Here is a 19,180-nt window from a genome sequence, read left to right as displayed (position 1 = left end):
ACAAACCCGGGGCGGTTCAATGCGTTCGGTCGCAACGTTCACCGATCAGCTCGACGCCAACCAGCCGACCTTCGTCTACCTACTCGACAAGGCACCGCAGAGTCTGAACCACACCCGCGAACTGTTCGACCGCTACCGCGGGACCTTCGGTGGCGTGCTGGCCAACCTGGTCACCGTCGAGCCGATCATCAGCGACCGCAAGCAATCCCTGGCCACCGGGCTGGACACCATCCCGCAGGGACTGCGCGATCTGCGGTCCATCGTCAAGAACGGGCGCGCCGATTTCGCACTCATCGGGACGCAGGGCCCGGTGTGCCTGTTCTACGACGAACCACGCAGTGAGATCGGCAATCTCACGCCGACCGCGCCCAACCTGACCCGATACTGCCCACCCGGCAACGGGTACGGACAGCGCGGCGCGATCAACGCGCCCCGGCCCAACGGCCTGGGAACCACCAACATGACCACCCCCGGCGGAGTCTCCGGACCACCCGCCGTCACCGACCCGCTGCTCATCCCCCACGGCGTCGAACTCCTGCAGTGGTGGCAAGAACTTCTGGAAAGGGCACGACATGGCAACTGACACCACCTCTCTCACCGAGAAGACGACCGAGACCGCCGAGACGGGCGACACGTCCGCGTCGGCGCCGCGCGGCAAACGTTCACCGGCGCGTACCGCTCCGGTGGCACGACGGCGTACCTCGCGAACCTCGCCCGACAAGGACACCGGTTCGGCGTCGGCAGCCGCAACGGACAGCGACGACGACACCCCCGACACGGTCGAGGACACCACCGTCGTCACCCGCAGGATCCCTCGTCCGCGGCGGTTGCTCGCCGTTCGTCGCGGGTCTGCTGCTGGCCGGATTGATCGGCGCGACAGCGTTCTTCGGCTATCACTACGTCACCGACGACGCCACCACCGTCCCGGATGCACAGTCCTCGGCGCAGGCCATCGGCGTCGCCAAGGACTACGCGATCAAACTGTCCAGCTTCGACTACCGCGATCTGAACAAGAACCGGGAAGCCATCGCGGCGATGTCGACGCCGGCCTTCGCCGCCAAGTACAGCCAGATGGTGACCGACCTGACCCAGATCGTCACCGACGGCAAGGGGGAGGCCACGGCCACCGTCTCACACGCCGCCGCCGAGCAGATCAACGGCAGCGATGCCGCCGTGATGCTCTTCGTCGACCCGCAGGCACGCAATGCGGTGGCACCGACCGGCAAGACCCAGGCCTACCGAATGCTGGTGAAACTCAAGAACATCGACGGGCGCTGGCTCGTCGACGACGTCCAAACCCTCTAGCTCACGAAAGGAACGACGATGGCCGCGAGTTACCTACCCGCTCTCGACGAGACGGTCCCTGAACTGACCACCGCCAAGACCCGCATCGAGATCGACACCCGCAAGCGTCGCGCCACGAGTCTGCGGAAACCGGCTCGTATCCAGGAGGCCATCGATTTCTGGTCTTTCGCCGGTGGCGCGGCCAACGTCGTGATGCAACTCGGCTGGCCCGAGGTGGCCTACGGCGTGATGGAGTCCAAGGTGGAATCCGGTGCGCTGACCAAACATCCGTGGAAGCGGGCGCGCACCACCGGCCAGTACCTGGCCGTCGCGATTCTCGGCAACGACGAGGAGAAGGCCGCCTTCCGCGAGGCGGTCAACTCGGCGCACCGGCACGTGAAATCCGATGCCACCAGCCCGGTCAAGTACAACGCGTTCAACCGTGAACTCCAGATGTGGGTTGCCGCATGCCTGTTCGTCGGCATCGAGGACACCCATCAGCTGCTGCACGGCGTGATGAACGACGAGGAGTCCGAGGAGTTCTACCAGTCGTCGAAGACGCTGGGCACCACCCTGCAGGTCCCCGAGGACATGTGGCCGGCCACCCGCAAGGAGTTCGACCACTACTGGAACCTCGCCTGCCAGCGCGTCGTCATCGACGACACCACCTGCGACTTCCTCAACGACCTCGTCGACCTGAAGATGATCAATCCGCTGATCCGGCTGCCGTTCGTGAATCTGTTGCGCTTCCTCACCATCGGGACCCTTCCCCCGCTGTATCGCGATCAGCTCGGCCTCGAATGGACCGAGGACGACCGGCGCCGGTTCCAGCACCTGTTCACCTTTGTCTCCGTGGTCAACAAATTCCTGCCCAAGTCGATCCGGTTCGGCGGGAGCCGGATGCTGATGCGCGACCTGCGTCGCCGGATGAAACACGACCGGGCCATGATCTGATGAAGGCGATGATGTGACTTGAGCACCAGGTCCCGGCCGGATCTGCAGCGGGTCCTCAACGAGCCGGTCATCTACCTGATGTGGCCGCGGGCGGCGCTCATGCAGCCCGCCCACGACGACATCGCCCCGACCGAGGTGCAGAGCGGTGTCTACGGGATCCGCGGTGCCCGGCGTTGGGCGGGCACGGTCAACTATCTGCGGATCGCCACCTCCACCGACGCCGACCGCATCCGGGGCATGGTCCGCGAGGTCAACCGCATCCACGCGGATGTGCGTGTGCCACCCGGACATCCACCGCAGCGCCGTCGGCCCGCCTTCGATCCGCGTCACCAGCGGTGGGTGGCCGCGACCTGGTTCACCAGCATCGTCGACACCTATCAGCTGTTCATCTCACCGTTGGCCGACGACGTCGTCGAGGCGCTGTACCAAGAGTTCTGGCCCGTCGGCACCCTGCTGCAGATGACCGACGCCGACTGGCCGGCCGACGTGGCCGCGCTCCGCGACTACGTCACCTATATGGAGAGCGAATACGCGCCGCATCGGCCGCGGTCGGATCCGTCGGCGCCACCCGAACAGGCCACCGCCGGCGACGTGGCCACGCAGGTCTTCGCGACCTATTCCGTGCCCTGGCGATACGTACGCCAGATCCCCCGCGTCCGCCTGATCACCTGGGGAATGGCGGGCCCCGCACTACGATCGATCTACGGAATCGAATGGACCCCCGACCACGAGTTCCGCTACCACCGTGCCGTTCGGACAGTACGGTGGATACAAACGTGCTGGCCCGGGCCGTTGCGACGGCATCACAGCAAGCGAAAGTCCGCCAGGGCCGCCAAGCGAGTGAAAGAGAACTCCGTGTACCACGACCCCCTGAACCAACGGAGCCGCGCATGAGCTCGGCAGCATTGCGGCGGACCCAGCTGACCGATGAGGTCGCCGACCATCTACGCAACCGCATCATGACCGGGCAACTGCGGCCCGGAGACTTCGTGCGGCTCGACGAGACAGCCTCGACGCTCGGCTGCAGTGTCACCCCCGTCCGCGAGGCGCTCGTCACGCTGCGCGGTGAGGGCCTGGTGCGCTCCTCCCCACATCGCGGTTTCATCGTCGAACCGCTCGACCGCGGCGACATCGTGGACATCTTCTGGATGCAGGCCGAGTTGTCGGCGCGGCTGGCCACCCACGCGATCGACGCACCCGACCGTGATCGGCACCTCGCCGAACTCGCCTCGATCGTCGACGACCTCGAAGCCGCCGTCGACGCGCACCGCGCCGATCTCGTGCTGGCCGGCGAGTTCGCCTTCCACCGCAAGGTGCATCTGATGGCCAACAGCAAGAAGCTCGCCTGGTTCCAGTACGCGGCCAGCAAGAACAACCCCTTCGAGCTGTACGCCAACGACGAGACCTGGGGCCGCGAGGCCGTCACGAGTCACCGCAAGCTGATCGACCAACTGCGCGCCGGTGACGCCAAGGGGATCCGCGCCGAGATCCACGCCCGCTTCGACGATGCCCGCGACCGTCTGATCGCCCAGCTGGAATCCATCGGATTCTGGGACGACGACGCCCCCGCGGCGTCCACGGCCTGACCGCGCACCGCCCCGGCGACGCAGGTGCCCACCGGTAGCGCGCCATCCCGGCTCCGGACAGGTAGCGTTGCCACTCGTGTTGGGTTTGCCAGATGCGATCACCGTGGCGCTGTTCGACCTCGACGGCGTCCTCACCTCGACGGCGGTGCTGCACCGCAAGGCGTGGAAGACGGCCTTCGACGCCTTCCTCGCCGACCGTGCCGGCGGTACGGACGGTCCGGGGTTCGTCGAGTTCACCGATCAGGACTACCTCGACTACGTCGACGGTCGGCCGCGCGAGGCCGGGGTGCGTGCCTTTCTCGCCGCACGCGGGATCGACGACGTGTCCGACGAGACGGTCACCGCGATCGGAACGGGTAAGAACGAGATGTTCCTGACCGCCTTGCACGATGGCGGGGTGAGCGCCTACCCCGGTTCTGTGCGTTATCTCAACGCCGCCCGCGATGCCGGTCTGCGGATCGCGGTGGTGACGTCGTCGAAGAATGGAGCAGCCGTGCTGGATGCAGCCGACCTGACACAGTTCGTGGAGGCCAGGGTCGACGGTCTCGACATCGTCGCCAAAGGACTCGCGGGCAAACCCGCCCCGGATTCGTTTCTGCTCGGCGCCGAACTGATGGGTGTGGCGCCGGCACAGGCCGCCGTCGTCGAGGACGCCATCTCCGGCGTGCAGGCCGCCGCCGCAGGCAAGTTCGGGTATGTGGTGGCCATCGACCGCCACGACGGCGCGCAGACCGAGGCCATGCGCGCGGCGGGCGCGGACGTCGTCGTCGGCGATCTCGACGAATTGCTGCCCGCATGAGCGCCACCGAGCACGACCGCGGATTCGGGTTCGAGATCAACCCGTGGCAGCTGAAGTGGAGCGGCGGCGTCGATTTGGACATGCTCGGCCGCACCGAGACACTCTTCGCACTCTCCAACGGACACATCGGCTTACGCGGCACCTTCGAGGAGGGTGAACCGGTCGATCATCCGGGCACCTACCTGAACGGCTTCTACGAGTTGCGCGACCTGCCGTACGCCGAAAGTGGTTACGGCTACCCGGAATCGAGTCAGACCGTGGTGAACGTCACCGACGGCAAGATCATCCGGCTCCTCGTCGAGGACGAGCCGATGGACCTGCGCTATGGACGCACCGAAGAACACGAGCGGGTGCTGGACTTCCGGACCGGAACGCTGCGCAGGCACACGCTGTGGACCTCGCCGACGGGGCGCACCGTGCGGATCAAATCCGAACGGCTGGTGTCGTTCACCAAACGCACCATCGCCGCGATCCGTTACGAAGTGGAACCCATCGACGACGACATGAAGCTGGTGCTGCAGTCGGATCTGCTCGCCAACGAGCCGGTCCCCGCACCCGGGAACGACCCCCGGCTGGCTGCCGCCCTGGATCAGCCGCTGGTCTCCGATCTCGCCGCCTGCCGCAACTACTGGGGCATGCTGGTGCACCACACCAAGAAGTCCGGGCTGCACATCGCCGCCGGCATGGATCACGAGATCTACTTCCCGGACAAGGCCGACACGTTCATCCGCGCCGACTCCGACCTCGCGCGGCTGACCATCGCCGCCAATGTGCCGCAAGGCAAGTCGATCACGCTGACCAAGTACATCGGCTACGGTTGGTCGGCCCGGCGCTCGGTGCCCGCGCTGCGCGCCCAGGTCGACGCGGCACTGGCCATGGCCATGGAAACCGGCTGGGATTCCCTGAAGGCCGACCAGGTCCGCTACCTCGAGGATTTCTGGCGCGACGCCGACGTGGAACTCGACGGCGACCCCGAACTGCAGCAGGCCGTCCGATTCGCACTGTTCCACGTCCTGCAGGCCGGAGCGCGCGGTCAGTCCCGCGCCATCCCCGCCAAGGGTCTCACCGGCCCCGGCTACGACGGCCACACCTTCTGGGACACCGAGAGTTTCATCCTGCCGATGCTCACCTACACGGTGCCCGCGGCGGCCGGCGAGGAGCTGCGGTGGCGCCACGCCACGATGGACAAGGCCAAGAGCCGCGCCGCCGAACTCGGCCAGCGCGGCGCCATGTTCCCGTGGCGCTCCATCAACGGCGACGAATGTTCGGGCTACTGGCCGGCGGGCACCGCGGGTGTACACGTCTCTGCCGACATCGCCAACGCCACCGCCCGCTACCTGCGCGCCACCAACGACGAACAGTTCGAAACCGAGTGCGGCGTCGAACTTCTCGTGGAGACCGCGCGCCTGTTCGCCGGGCTCGGCCATCACGACGCCAACGGACGGTTCCGCATCGACGGTGTCACCGGACCCGACGAGTACACCGCGGTGGTCAACAACAACACCTTCACCAACCTCGCCGCGCAACAGAATCTGCGCGACGCGGTGGCCGCGGTTCATCGTCGACCCGATCTGGCCGAACAGTTCGGTGTCACCAATGCCGAAGCGGCACATTGGGAATCGTGTGCCGACGACATGACGATTCCCTACGACGAAGCGCTCGGCGTGCATCAGCAGTGCGAATCGTTCACGCTGCTGGGTGCCTGGGACTTCGAATCGTCGGTAGGCCGCTATCCGCTGCTGCTCAACTATCCTTACTACGACCTCTACCGCAAGCAGGTGGTCAAGCAGGCCGACCTCGTGTTCGCCACCTACCTGTTCGGGTCGTCGTTCACGCCCGAGCAGAAACTGCGCAACTTCGACTACTACTACCCGCTGACCGTGCGCGACTCGTCTCTCTCGGCGTGCTGCGAAGCGGTGACGGCAGCCGAGGTTGGATACCTCGATCTGGCCTACGATCTGCTGGCCGAGTCGGTGTTCACCGATCTGCACGACCTGCACAACAACGTCAGCAGCGGTCTACACATCGCGGCCCTGGCCGGCGCCTGGACCGACTGTGTGGCCGGCTTCGGCGGGATGCGCGACTTCGGCGGCAACATCACCTTCGCACCGCGCCTACCGAGCCGGCTGACCTATCTGTCGTTCCGCATGATCGTGCGCGACTCCAAGATCGTGGTGGCCATCGACCAGAACCACGCCACCTACCGGCTGCTGTCGGGCCCGCCGATCGATCTGGCACACCACGGCGAGAAGTTCACGCTGGAATCGGCGCCGGTGTCGATGGACATCCCCGAGTTCACCTACCGCGAACCGCCCAAGGCGCCGCCGAGTTGTGAGCCCTATCGCCGGGAGATCTGAGGGCGGGGGCCCACCATCAGGTTCAGCCGTACCCCCAGCAGCTGGTCCGGCCGTACCCCCAGCAGCTGGTCCAGCCGCGCCCCTCAGCTGGCTGAGCCGCGTCGGGCGAGCTTGCGAGACCGCCGCGCGTCGAAACCAAGGTGACCCGAGGACGTCCGCGACCACTTGACCTTCACACGGTGTCAAGCTGTTGAGTGACGGGTGAAGGAGGTGGTCCCCATGACCCAGACGACAACCACACTCACGCGCGCGCTCAGCGCCCCGGATGCCTCGACAAGGCTTCGGGCGGCATTGGCCGCGGGTACCGCACCCGAGGCCGGCTTCGTCGACCCGCTCGTGCAGCGCTGCGCCGTCGAACCGGACTTCTTTGTCCGCGACATGCTGACCTGGGCGTTGACGCGGCTACCCGCGGAGGTGGCGGTGCCGCGGCTCGTCGTCGAACTGTCCGCTACGCGGGCGCAAGCACGCAGTCAGGCACTGCACACGCTGTCCAAGATCGGTGACCGGGCAGCCTGGCCGGCCATCACCGACGACCTGCTGCACGACACCGACACCGAGGTCGCCCGGGCAGCGTGGCGTGCGGCGGTGGTCCTCGCCCCGGCAGACGAGCATCGCGCACTGGCCTCGTCGCTGGCTCGCGAGTTCGGCCGCGGTGACACCGAGGTGCAGCGCAGCCTCAGCCGCGCGTTCGTGACGCTCGGCGAGGCCGCGTCGTCGGCCGTGACAACCGCGCTGCGCCATCCGGATCCGCCCGTGCGTGCCCACGCGAAGGCCACTCGACGGCTGATAGACGATCCGGAGAGCGACTTCGAGACCGACCTGGCCCTGGCGAGAAAGGTCGTCGCTTGCTGATCGGTGAGGTGGCGCGGCATTCGGGTGTCAGTGCCCGGATGCTGCGCCACTACGACTCGCTGGGACTGGTGCAACCCACCGGGCGCAGTGCGGGCGGTTATCGCGAGTACTCCGACGCCGACATCCGTCGACTCTGGCACGTCGAGAGCCTCCGGTCGTTGGGCTTGTCCCTCAACGAGGTCGGCCGCGCCCTCGATGATCCGAAATTCGCTCCGGCCGAACTGATCTCGGAACTCATCGCCAGCACACGGGCGCGGATGGCGGCGCAGGCCGCGTTGCTCACGAGGCTCGAGCAGGTCGAGTCGGCAGGACCGGCGGACTGGCCGGAGGTGTTGTCGCTCATCGCATTGCTGCGTGGCGTGCAGTCCGCAGACCCCGCTGCTCGCCAGCAGGCTGCGCTCGGCACCCCGGACGGCTTCGCGCTCGGCACCGACGCGCTGGCCCAGGCAGTGCTCGCCGAGGAAGACCCCAACGTGGCCGGCACCCTGCGGTGGGCCCTGGCCCGCTCCGGTACAGCCGGAATCGATTCCCTCGCAACCGCATTGCACGCCGACGACGCGCAGGTGCGGCGTCGGGCCGCCATGGCGATCGCCGAACTGGGCCGCCCTGAATCCACCGAACTCCTGCGCCCGCTGCTCAACGACCCCGACGCCGACGTCCGATGGGCGGCGACACGCGCACTGGGCTCGACGGGTGAGCGTGACGCGATCGGAGCGCTGATCGCGCTGATCGTCGTCGGCGACCGCGATGTGGAGGCCGCCGAAATGCTCGCGTCGTTCGCCGACTCGGCCGATGACGCGACCGCCATCGTCGACGCGCTGACCACTGCGCTGGCCGACGGTGATGCGCCCGCGCGTCTCCGGCTGGCTCAGGCGCTGGCCGAGATTCCCGGACCGGCGGCCGCGCAGGGTCTGCACATCCTCCGCACCGACGAGGACCGGACCGTGGCCGCCACCGCCGAGGCGATCCTGGCCCGCCGCGACGCGTAGCCGCCGAAAACTGCACTTACCAGGACCGCTATCCGCACTGTCCACACCACCGTCGCCGCACGTAAAGATCTGCTCACCCCGACTCCGGTTGGTTACACCACCGCACCGCTCGGTAATCTGGCACGCACTATGGCCGCAGACTTGACCAGCCGCAATTCGCACGGTGACGGACGCCCGTACTACATCACCACCGCGATCGCCTACCCCAACGGCGCACCTCACATCGGGCACGCCTATGAGTACATCTCGGCCGACGTGCTCGCCCGGTTCCACCGCCTCGACGGCTACGACGTCCGGTTTCTCACCGGCACTGACGTCCACGGCCAGAAGATGCAGCAGACCGCGGAAAAGGAAGGCATCCCGACCGCCGAGCTGGCGCGCCGCAACTCCGACCGATTCCAGGCCCTGCAGGACCGGCTCGGCTCGAGTTATCACCGGTTCATCCGCACCTCCGACGACGACCACAAGCGCGCGTCGGAGGCCATCTGGCAGCGGATGAGCGATAACGGCGACATCTACCTCGACAAGTACTCCGGCTGGTACGACGTCCGCGACGAGACCTTCTACGCCGACAGCGAGACCAGCGTCAACGAGGCAGGCGAACGCGTCGCCACCGACACCGGACACGTCCTCACCTGGACCGAGGAGGAGACCTACTTCTTCCGGCTGTCCAACTACCAGGACAAGCTCCTCGAGCTCTACGAGTCCGACCCCGACTTCATCGGACCCGACGTCCGCCGCAACGAGGTGGTCAGCTTCGTCAAGGGCGGCCTCAACGACCTGTCCATCTCGCGCACCACCTTCGACTGGGGAGTACCGGTCCCTGCTCACCCCGATCACGTCATGTACGTGTGGGTCGACGCCCTCACCAACTACCTGACCGGCGCCGGCTTCCCCGACGACGAGCAGACGCTGCGCCGCTACTGGCCGGCCGATCTGCACATCATCGGCAAGGACATCATCCGCTTCCACTGCGTGTACTGGCCCGCTTTCCTGATGAGCGCGGGCATCGATCTGCCCAAACGTGTGTTCGTGCACGGCTTTTTGCTGAACAAGGGCGAGAAGATGAGCAAGTCGGTGGGCAACGTCCTCGATCCCGACGCACTGATCGCCGAGTTCGGACTCGACCCCGTGCGGTACTTCTTCCTGCGTGAGGTCTCCTACGGTCAGGACGGGTCGTACTCGACCGACGCGATCATCAGCCGGATCAACGCCGACCTCGCCAACGACTTCGGCAACCTCGCGCAACGCACCTTGTCGATGATCGGCAAGTACTTCGACGGGGCGCTGCCCGCTCCGGGGGTCTACCTCGACGCCGATACCGAACTCCTCGCCCGCGCCGATGCCCTGCTCGACACCGTGCGCGCCCACATAGAGGTCCAGGCCATCCATCTCGCGCTCGAGGCGATGTGGTCGGTCCTCGGGGAGACCAACCGCTACATCTCGGCGCAGGAACCGTGGAAGCTCGCCAAGACCGACCTCGGACGCACCGGCACCGTGCTCTACGTCTGCGCCGAGGTGGTCCGCATCGTCGCACTGCTCAGCCAACCGGTCATGCCGGCCTCCACGGCGAAGCTGCTCGACCTGTTGGGCGTCGACGATTCCGGTGCCGCCCGGCAGTTCAGCGCCGTCACCGACCGGCTCGCTCCCGGGACCACGCTCCCGAAGCCGACGCCGATCTTCCCCCGCTACGAGGTCTGACCCGACGCGCATGGCCGCGACCGCGCTGGACGTGCTGCGCGCCCTGCACGCCCACACCACCGCGCACCGGCTGCCGCCGCCGGCCGCGCTGATCGGCGACTGGTGGGATGCCGACGCGGTGATCGCCCCGTCTATCGAGTTGCGGACCGGCGTCGGGCCGCCCGCCGATCCCGACCGATTTTGGTTGGGCTACCTCGGTTTTCCGGTCCGCGCCGACGAGTCCACCCTCCCCCAGGTGGCCGGAGGCATCACCGATCATCTGTTGATGCTGCGGGACGGCGTGTGGTCGACGATCGGGGATGTGCCGGCGTGGGCGTTGGGCGCCCTCGTCGGCCCGCGTAGCGGGTGGACGGCCGAATGGACTGCGCCGCAACGGCAACCGCATCTCGACGCGATCGAGAACTGTCTCGACGCGATTCGCGCCGGCGAGGTGTACCAGGCGTGTGTGTGCACCCGGTTCACCGGCACGGTCACCGGCTCGACCGTCGACTACTTCGCCGACGTCACCGCCGCGACCGCTCCCGCGAAATCAGCTTTCCTGCAGGGCGATTGGGGCACAGTGGCGAGTTTCTCACCCGAACTGTTCCTGCGCCGGACCGGCAACATCGTGTCGTCGGCACCCATCAAGGGAACGCTTCCGGCACACGACGACCCCGACCGGCTGGCGTCGTCGACCAAGGATGTCGCCGAGAACATCATGATCGTCGACCTGGTCCGCAACGACCTCGGGCGCCTCGCGGTGACCGGGTCGGTCCGTGTTCCCGACCTCCTCTCCGTGGTCAGCGCTCCCGGTGTGTGGCACCTGGTCTCGCAGGTCCAGGCGATCGTCGAACCGGGCACCGGTACCGACGTGCTGCTCGCCGCCACCTTCCCGCCCGCCTCGGTGACCGGCACCCCTAAACTCCGGGCGATGGAACTGCTCGCCGACTGGGAACACGGCGCCCGCGGTGTGTACTGCGGCGCAGTCGGAATCGCCGGGCCCGACCACGGACTGGACCTCAACGTCGCTATCCGCACCGTGTCGATAGCGCCCGACGGCACCGCGACCCTCGGTGTCGGCGGCGGCATCACCATCGACTCCGACCCGGCCGCCGAATGGCAGGAGTGCCTCGACAAGGCGGCCAGCATCGTCGGGCATGTCGGTTGAGCTGCGCCCCATTCAGCTGGTTGAGCCGGCGCCCCCATTCAGCTGGTTGAGCCAGCGCCCCCCATTTTGCTGGTTGAGCCAGCGCCCCCCATTTTGCTGGTTGAGCCGGCACGGGCGAGCGCAGCGAGACCGAGCCGCGTCGAAACCACTCGTGAGCTGACCGCGTCGGCGCCCCGTGTGCTCCTGGTTGTTGCGGATACTGTTGTCTTGCTTGTGGTTTCGACGCGCGGCGGACTCGCAAGCTCGTCCGTCGCGGCTCAACCAGCGGACGGGGGCCGCCGACTCAACCAGCCGATGGGGCCGTCGACTCAACCAGCAAGAGGGAGGCTTGATCACCCCGGTTGGGTAGCATCGCTCACATGGGGACGCCGACCACGCCGGGCACCGATCTGACGATGCACGTCCGGGATCTGAGCGCGAGCCACGACGCGATTCTGTCGGGCACGGCGCCCACTGTCGCGCCGAGTCACGAGGTCGTCGAATCCTGGTTACGGGCCAAGACGTCGGGTGTCCATCCCACCACCGACCGGCACAACCCGGTGATGCTGGAGCGGTCCGAGTTGTACGAGCGCCGGGCCCACCACCCGGTTCGGGACGCGGTGGACCGCATCACGGCGCTGTTCTCCGCGTCCGACGCCGACACCGCCATGGCGATGGGCATCTTCGACGCCGACGGGGTGCTGCTGTGGCGCGGCGGATCACCGGCCCTCATGTCGGTCGCCGACCGTCTGCACCTGGTGGAGGGGTCACGATGGGATGAGGAGTCCACCGCCACCACCGCCGTCGGGCTCGTGATCCAGCACGGCCGGCCCACCCGTGTGCTGGGCGCCGAACACTACAACCGGGCACTTCACGGCCTGTATTGCACTGCCGCACCGATTCACGACCGCCGTACCGGTGAGATGGTCGCCATCGCCGGGCTCGCCGGGCCCGCGGCCTCGTTGCAGCCCGCCGCGCTGGCATTCACCTCGGCGATTGCCTCCCTCGGCGAGCACGAGATCTCGGCCGCGCACATCGCGACCCTTGCCGACCTGCGCAACGCCGGGGCGGCGAGACTCGCCGCGGTTCGTGGTCCCGGACTACTCGTCGACGATCACGGGTGGGTGGCCGACAGCCACGGGTGCAGCGGACCCACGCGCGTGGCGGCGCCCGCCGACGGCGCCCACCAGTTCGTGCCCGGTCTCGGGGCGTGCGTCGCCGAACGCCTACCCCGGGGCTGGCTGGTCCGGCCGGCCGGCCCGTCGTCGCCGGTCATCGCCGAGCTCGATCTCCGCGGCGAACCGTCGATCGCGGTGAGCGGCGACACGCAGACCTGGCAGACGATACTGACCCGGCGCCACGCCCAGATCCTCCTGCTGCTCGCCGATGCCGGGGGCTCCGGCCTCACCGCAGAACGCTTGAGCCACATGCTGTTCGGCGACGGCAGTCATCTTGTGACGGTACGCGCGGAGATGTCCCGGCTACGCCGTGCGGTGGGTGCGCTGGTCACCAACCGGCCCTATCGACTGGCCGCCGACGTCGAACTGCGAGTCATCGCTGATCCCGACGACGATCGAGGACCCGCTGGTAGATCTCGCGGCGAGAGGCACCGTTTCCCCGCGTGAGTTGGGCACACGCCTCCTTCAGACCCATGCCGTCGGCCACGAGTTCTTCCGCGCGATCGGCCAGCTCGTCGAGGTCCGGCTCGCCGGCGACGGCACCGGCGATGACGACGGTGATCTCTCCTTTGACCCCGTCGGCCGCCCACCGCGCGAGTTCGTCGAGCGTGCCGCGCCGCACCTCTTCGTAGGTCTTGGTGAGCTCTCGGCACACCGCCGCCCGACGATCGGCGCCGAGGATCTCGGCCGCCGCCGACAATGTCTCGGCCAGTCGGTGCGGGGAATCGAAGAACACCGCGGTCCGCGGCTCCTCGATGAGCGCAGTCAACCAGGCGGCCCGCGCGCCCGCCTTGCGGGGTGCGAAACCCTCGAAGCAGAACCGCTCCGACGGCATCGCCGACACCGCCAGCGCGGTGGTGACCGCCGACGGTCCCGGCAACGCGGTGACCGGCAGCCCGGCGTCGGCACACGCCACCGTGATCCGGTAGCCCGGGTCGCTGACCGACGGCATCCCGGCATCGGTGATGAGCACAACCGTCGCTCCCCCGGCGATGGCCTCGACGAGCGCCGGCGTGCGCGCGGCCTCCACCTGGTCGTAATAGCTGACCAATCGTCCACCGATCTCGACGTCGAGAGATGCCGCCAGCGCGCGGGCACGACGGGTGTCCTCGGCGGCGACCACGTCGGCGTCGCGCAGTGCGGCACGCAGCCGGGGCGAGGCGTCGTCGGACCGTCCCATCGGTGTGGCGGCGAGAATCAGCCGTCCGACGGGACGATCGGGTCCGATGGGATCAGACATGGGTGGGATCAGACATGGGCGGGATCAGACATGGGCGGGATCAGACATGGTCGATCCAGCCTACGAGTACCCCGCCCACTACGATCGGACGGGTGACGATGACCGCCACCGGCGAACGACCGCCGGACTCCCGTTGGAGCAGCGGTCCCCCGGCAGCGTCCCCGCGTCCCGAACCGCAGTTGGGCCCGGCGATCCCGATGCCTTTGTTCGGCGCACCCGACCGGGTTCGCGGGCTCGTCGTCGGGGTGGTGATCACGCTGCTCGCGATCGCCACCCGGTTCTGGAACCTCTCGAATCCCACCGACAAGGGCACCCCGGTCTTCGACGAGAAGCATTACGTACCGCAGGGGTGGCAGGTACTCACCGGTGGCAACTGGATCGAGGACAACCCCGGCTACGGTCTGGTGGTCCATCCGCCGGTCGGCAAGTGGCTGCTCGCGATGTCCGAGGGGTTGTTCGGCTACGGGCCGGTGGGCTGGCGGTTCGGCTCGGCGGTCGCCGGGGTGGCCATCGTGGTGATGATCTACTGCGTCGTGCGCCGGCTGTCGCGGTCCACACTGATCGGCGCCATCGCCGGGATCTTCGCCGTCTGCGACGGTGTGCTGTTCGTGCAGTCCCGGATGGGAATGCTGGACATCTTCCAGGCCGTGTTCGTGGTGGCCGCCTTCGCCGCGCTGATCGCCGACCGCGACCAGGTGCGGGCCCGCATGCACCGCGTCTACGTCGAGGGCCGGATCACCGACTCGCCCTACGGCCCCCGCCTCGGGTTCCGCTGGTACCGCTTCACCGCGGGCGTGATGCTCGGTCTCACCTGCGGGACCAAATGGTCGGGGATCTACTTCGTCATCTTCTTCGTGCTGCTCGCAATCGGCTTCGATGTGGCCGCGCGCCGCACCTACCACGTGCAGCGCCCGTGGGTGGGTACCCTGCTGCGCGACGTCATCCCGTCCGGCGCCAGCCTCGTGCTGATGCCGATCGCCATCTACCTGGCGACGTTCATCCCGTGGTTCAACTCCGAGACGGCCGTCTACCGCTACGAGGTGGGCAACGCCATCGGCACCGGTGGTCCGTGGTCGTGGGTGCCCGGTGCGTGGCGATCGCTCTGGTACTACGAATCCGGAATCCTCGAGTTCCACGCGGGGCTCACCAATTCCGCGGGCAACCATCATCCCTGGGAGTCCAAGCCGTGGACCTGGCCGATGAGCCTGCGGCCGATGCTCTACGCCTACGAGAGCGGGCCAGATCACTGCGGTGTCGGCGAATGCGTCCGCGCCCAGATGCTCATCGGTTCACCCGCACTGTGGTGGCTCGCACTCCCGATGCTGCTGTGGGGGCTCTGGTCGTGGATCATGCGCCGCGACTGGCGCTACGCCGCGGTCGTCACCGCGTATGCGGCCGGGTTCTTGCCCTGGTTCGCCGAGATCGACCGCCAGATGTACTTCTTCTACGCCACCGTGATGGCACCGTTCCTGGTGATGGGTCTGGCCCTGTGTTGCGGTGACATCCTGCGCTCGGTCAACCGCGCACCGATCAGACCGGAGCGCCGCGCTCTGGCCATCCTGGTAGTGGCCATCTACGTGGGTGCGGTGGTGACCAACTTCGTGTGGCTGTGGCCGATCCTGACCGGATCGCCGATCTCGCCGACCCAGTGGGATCAGCAGATCTGGCTGCCCAGCTGGGGCTGAGCCGGCTCAGTCCGTCGCTGCCTGGTCGGTCGCCGATTCCGTGTGGGTCGCATCGGTTGTGGCGGAGGCGGATTTCGACGAGCCGTTCGACGAACCGTTCTCGGTCTGCAGCCCTTCGATGAGGACGGCGGTCTCCGGGTCGATCGCCTCGAACTCGCCGGTGGTGATGGCCTCGGCCTGTTCCCGGATGTGCTTGTCCACCTGGGTGCGCAGGATGCGCTGCGACACGATCAGCGGGTCGCGGCGCAGATCGAGGTAGAGCGACAGACACATGCCGATCATGACCACGACGAACGGCAGCGCCGCGATGATGGCCATCTTCTTGATGCCCTCGAGGGCGTCGTCGCCACTGATGGCCAGCAGCAACGCCGCGACCGCGCCGGTCAGGGTGCCCCAGAAGATGGTCACGAGTTTCGAGGGTTCGTGTGCCCCGCGCTCGGACAGCGTGCCCATCACCAGCGACGCCGAATCGGCCCCGGATACAAAGAAGATGGCGACCAGGAACATCACCAGAGCCGACGCGACACCGGTCAACGGCAGGTTGCCCAGGACGTCGAAGAGTGCGGTGTCGCTGCTGGAGTCCGAGGTGAACCCGAGCACGCCGGTCATCTGCTCCCGGATGGCAGTGCCGCCGAAGACGCAGAACCACACCAGCGACACCGTCGTCGGCACCAGCATCACGCCGACGACGAACTCGCGGATCGTGCGGCCCTTGCTGATCTTGGCCAGGAACATGCCGACGAAGGGGGTCCAGCTCACCCACCACGCCCAGTAGAAGATCGTCCAGTCCGCGAGCCACTTCTCCCCGGCGGCGTCGACGGTGGCCGACGACCGGGCCGAGAAGGTGGTGATGTCGGTGGCGTAGGCGCCCAGTGTGGTGGGCAGCAGGTTGAGGATGAAGATCGTCGGCCCGACGACGAAGACGAAGACCGCCAGGATGATCGCGAGCACCATGTTGATGTTCGACAGCCACTGGATGCCCCGGGCGATCCCGGACACCGCCGACAGCACGAAGGCAGCGGTCAGGATGGCGATGACGGCAACGAGCAGCGGTGTGGTCGGCTCATGAACCCAGCCGACGGTGTCCAGACCCGACCCGATCTGCAGCGCGCCCAGGCCGAGCGACGCGACGGTGCCGAACAGGGTCGCAAAGATGGCGAGAATGTCGATGACCTTGCCGCCCGGACCGTTCGCACGATGGCCGAGTAGCGGCTCGAAGACGGCGCTGAGCAGCTGGGTCCGACCCAGCCGGTAGGTGCTGTAGGCGATCGCGAGACCCACCACCGCATACATCGCCCACGGATGGAACCCCCAGTGGAACATCGTGGTGGCCATCGCCGCCCGGACGTCGTGAACGGGGAATTCCGGTGGGGCACTGACGTAGTGGTACAGCGGCTCATACGCGCCGAAGAACATCAGGCCGATACCCATACCGGCGCTGAACATCATCGCGATCCAGCTGACCGTGCGGTACTCGGGCTGGTCGTCGTCGCGGCCCAGTGGGATGCGTCCGTACTTGGACAGCGCCAGCCAGATCGCGAAGATGACGAAACCGGTGGACGACAGGATGAACAACCACCCGAGGTTATCGGTGATGGCGTCGAGGATGTTCTGGCTGACGGAGTTGAGGCTTTCCTGGTCCAGGAGCCCCCAGACCACGAAGCTGATGACGAGAACTGCCGTTATCCCGAAAACCGCGGGGTCGAGGGCTCGCCGCGACGGTTTTGCCAGGAAGTTTTCAGTTGCCATTGCTTTACGTAATCAAAGATCGATGTGAAACTTCAAGCTCCGCGAGTCACTCGCTGCACAAGTGACACAATCGTCTCGTCGTCGAAACCCAGCTCACGCAGGGCATTCACATGTGCGACGGTGGCCCGTTGAGCGGTTGCCAGCGCGTCGTCGGGTCCGGCCTTGACGAACGACCCGAGCCGTCCGCGGGTCTCGATGACGTCGGCCGCCTCGAGTTCGCGGTAGCTGCGGGCCACGGTGTTGGCGGCCAGATGCAGATCGGCGGCCAGTGCGCGCACGGTGGGCAGCCGTTCCCCCACGATCAGTTCGCCGTTGGCGATGAGATCGAGGATGCCCAGGCGCACCTGGTCGAAGGGGGCGCGGTCGCCGTCCGCGTCGATGTTCAGCTTCTGTGCCAGCGTCATCGGGCACCCCTCACAGCGGGTCCCGGGCCAGTGGGCACGACATGCACCGCGGACCACCACGACCCGAGCCGAGCTCGCGGCCCTCGATCTCGATCACCTCGACACCCGAATCCATCAGGCGCCGATTGGTTTCGGTGTTGCGGTTGTAGGACACGACGACACCCGGGGCCAGCGCCAGGGTGTTGTTGCCGTCATCCCATTGTTCGCGTTCGGCGGTAACCGGATCGAGTCCGGTGTCGATGACGCGCAGTTTGTCGATGGTCATGGCGTCGGCCGCGGCCTCGAGGAACGGCCGGGCACCGGTGACCGTGACGGTCCCGTCGACGTGGTTGAGGGTGAACGCCGACATGGTGTCGCGGATGTTCGGATACATCACCACGGCGTCGGTGTCGACCATGGTGCACACCGTGTCGAGGTGCATGAACGCCCGGGCCTGCTCGATCGGCACGGCGAGCACCGTATGGGCGAGACCGTCGTCGAAGAGGCTGCGCGCCAACGCTTCTGCCCCGGCTGGTGTGGTGCGTTCACCCACCCCCACGGCGACCACACCCGGCGAGAGCAGCAGCACGTCGCCGCCTTCGACGGGGGCGACCTGCGATTCGTAGGCGCGTCGGGTCCCGGTGAAGCGCGGGTGGTGGGCGTAGATGAGGTCGGTCAGCGACGTCTCGCGGGATCGGGCCGGCAGTGCCAGCGAGGTGATCGCGAACCGTGGACCGATCCAGAACGAACTGTCGCGGGTGAACAGCAGATTCGGGAGCGGGTCGATCGCGAACTCCGGGCCGTGGTGCATCCGCCGCACCAGCGAACTCACCGCCGCCGACGGCGTCACCGGCAGTTCGTCGTAGGTCATCCCGGCGGTCAGGACGTAGGCCAGGTCGGCGGCGGGCAGCCCGCGCAGGTATCCGGCGAGATCCTCGGCGAGATGGCTGCCGAGGCGTCGTGCGCTGACCGCCGCGGCGATGCCCTGGATACGCGCGGCGCCGCTGTGGTCGAGGGTTTCGGTGAGCAGATCACCGAGCAGGTACACGTCGACGCCGCGGCCGCGCAGGACCTCGGCGAAGGCGTCGTGTTCCTCCTGCGCGCGGGCAACCCAGGGCAGACCGTCGAACAACAGCTGATCGTTGTTGCGCGGGGTGAGTCGCTTGAGCTCGTCACCCGGCCGGTGCAACATCACCGCCCGCAACCGGCCGACCTCCGAGGTGGCGCCGAGCGGATAGCGGTTCGCCCCGTCGGTCGTCGACGTGGTCTCAGAACTGTCGGCCATGGATCAACGGTA

At 67.4% G+C, this 19,180-nt stretch carries 17 protein-coding genes; 13 read left to right on the top strand and 4 right to left on the bottom strand.

The window, feature by feature from the left end; genetic code table 11:
* Window positions 1-19: 19 nt before the first annotated feature.
* The 12 genes from GBRO_RS07340 to GBRO_RS07285 all read left to right on the top strand — a co-directional run bounded on the left by GBRO_RS07340 (window position 20) and on the right by GBRO_RS07285 (window position 13,273).
* Window positions 20-583 carry an Mce/MlaD family protein gene (locus tag GBRO_RS07340; RefSeq protein ID WP_012833345.1) on the top strand — a complete coding sequence of 188 codons (564 nt, stop codon included), beginning with the start codon at window positions 20-22 and terminating at the stop codon, window positions 581-583.
* 281 nt (window positions 584-864) lie between these two features.
* On the top strand, window positions 865-1,305 hold the full coding sequence (locus tag GBRO_RS24660; protein WP_012833344.1) for a hypothetical protein: 441 nt from the start codon (window positions 865-867) through the stop codon (window positions 1,303-1,305).
* An 18-nt stretch (window positions 1,306-1,323) separates the two neighbouring features.
* Entirely contained in the window at window positions 1,324-2,238 is a 915-nt protein-coding gene (locus tag GBRO_RS07330; protein ID WP_012833343.1) for an oxygenase MpaB family protein, read from the top strand.
* A gap of 18 nt (window positions 2,239-2,256) precedes the next feature.
* Window positions 2,257-3,132 carry an oxygenase MpaB family protein gene (locus tag GBRO_RS07325; RefSeq protein ID WP_012833342.1) on the top strand — a complete coding sequence of 292 codons (876 nt, stop codon included), beginning with the start codon at window positions 2,257-2,259 and terminating at the stop codon, window positions 3,130-3,132.
* Window positions 3,129-3,824, top strand: coding sequence for a GntR family transcriptional regulator (locus GBRO_RS07320; RefSeq protein ID WP_012833341.1), 696 nt, complete (start codon window positions 3,129-3,131; stop codon window positions 3,822-3,824). The genes GBRO_RS07325 and GBRO_RS07320 overlap by 4 nt, the downstream gene beginning before the upstream one ends.
* Window positions 3,825-3,900: 76 nt before the next feature.
* Window positions 3,901-4,623, top strand: a complete 723-nt coding sequence (locus tag GBRO_RS07315) for an HAD family hydrolase (RefSeq protein WP_012833340.1) — start codon at window positions 3,901-3,903, stop codon at window positions 4,621-4,623.
* On the top strand, window positions 4,620-6,980 hold the full coding sequence (locus GBRO_RS07310; RefSeq protein WP_012833339.1) for a glycoside hydrolase family 65 protein: 2,361 nt from the start codon (window positions 4,620-4,622) through the stop codon (window positions 6,978-6,980). The genes GBRO_RS07315 and GBRO_RS07310 overlap by 4 nt, the downstream gene beginning before the upstream one ends.
* A gap of 219 nt (window positions 6,981-7,199) precedes the next feature.
* Complete coding sequence (locus tag GBRO_RS07305) at window positions 7,200-7,832, top strand: HEAT repeat domain-containing protein (RefSeq protein ID WP_012833338.1); 633 nt, start codon at window positions 7,200-7,202, stop codon at window positions 7,830-7,832.
* Window positions 7,826-8,821, top strand: coding sequence for a HEAT repeat domain-containing protein (locus GBRO_RS07300; protein ID WP_041919785.1), 996 nt, complete (start codon window positions 7,826-7,828; stop codon window positions 8,819-8,821). The genes GBRO_RS07305 and GBRO_RS07300 overlap by 7 nt, the downstream gene beginning before the upstream one ends.
* A 129-nt stretch (window positions 8,822-8,950) precedes the next feature.
* Entirely contained in the window at window positions 8,951-10,522 is a 1,572-nt protein-coding gene (gene metG / locus GBRO_RS07295; RefSeq protein WP_012833336.1) for a methionine--tRNA ligase, read from the top strand.
* Window positions 10,523-10,532: 10 nt separating this feature from the next.
* On the top strand, window positions 10,533-11,669 hold the full coding sequence (locus GBRO_RS07290; RefSeq protein WP_012833335.1) for an aminodeoxychorismate synthase component I: 1,137 nt from the start codon (window positions 10,533-10,535) through the stop codon (window positions 11,667-11,669).
* A 359-nt stretch (window positions 11,670-12,028) separates the two neighbouring features.
* The gene (locus tag GBRO_RS07285; protein ID WP_012833334.1) at window positions 12,029-13,273 is read left to right on the top strand and encodes a helix-turn-helix domain-containing protein; all 1,245 of its coding nucleotides are present in this window, start codon (window positions 12,029-12,031) and stop codon (window positions 13,271-13,273) included.
* Here the strand turns inward: GBRO_RS07285 and rsmI are convergent.
* The gene (gene rsmI / locus GBRO_RS07280; protein WP_012833333.1) at window positions 13,200-14,066 is read right to left on the bottom strand and encodes a 16S rRNA (cytidine(1402)-2'-O)-methyltransferase; all 867 of its coding nucleotides are present in this window, start codon (window positions 14,064-14,066) and stop codon (window positions 13,200-13,202) included. The genes GBRO_RS07285 and rsmI overlap by 74 nt on opposite strands.
* Before the next feature lie 98 nt (window positions 14,067-14,164).
* Here rsmI and GBRO_RS07275 point away from each other — a divergent pair, with 98 nt between their 5' ends.
* Window positions 14,165-15,751, top strand: a complete 1,587-nt coding sequence (locus tag GBRO_RS07275; RefSeq protein ID WP_012833332.1) for a dolichyl-phosphate-mannose--protein mannosyltransferase — start codon at window positions 14,165-14,167, stop codon at window positions 15,749-15,751.
* Window positions 15,752-15,757: 6 nt separating this feature from the next.
* Here GBRO_RS07275 and GBRO_RS07270 read toward each other — a convergent pair whose 3' ends face one another.
* From GBRO_RS07270 to GBRO_RS07260, 3 genes are read right to left on the bottom strand one after another with little or no spacing between them, the layout of a single operon-like run.
* Complete coding sequence (locus tag GBRO_RS07270) at window positions 15,758-17,500, bottom strand: BCCT family transporter (protein WP_012833331.1); 1,743 nt, start codon at window positions 17,498-17,500, stop codon at window positions 15,758-15,760.
* Between the two features lie 32 nt (window positions 17,501-17,532).
* Window positions 17,533-17,904 (bottom strand): GntR family transcriptional regulator, encoded by a 372-nt coding sequence (locus tag GBRO_RS07265; RefSeq protein WP_012833330.1) that lies wholly within the window; start codon window positions 17,902-17,904, stop codon window positions 17,533-17,535.
* Between the two features lie 10 nt (window positions 17,905-17,914).
* Entirely contained in the window at window positions 17,915-19,168 is a 1,254-nt protein-coding gene (locus GBRO_RS07260) for an arginine deiminase (protein WP_012833329.1), read from the bottom strand.
* Window positions 19,169-19,180: the final 12 nt, after the last annotated feature.

Origin of the sequence: Gordonia bronchialis DSM 43247 (assembly GCF_000024785.1) — a bacterium.
GTDB lineage: Bacteria > Actinomycetota > Actinomycetes > Mycobacteriales > Mycobacteriaceae > Gordonia > Gordonia bronchialis.
This window is presented reverse-complemented; position numbering and strand designations above follow the sequence as displayed.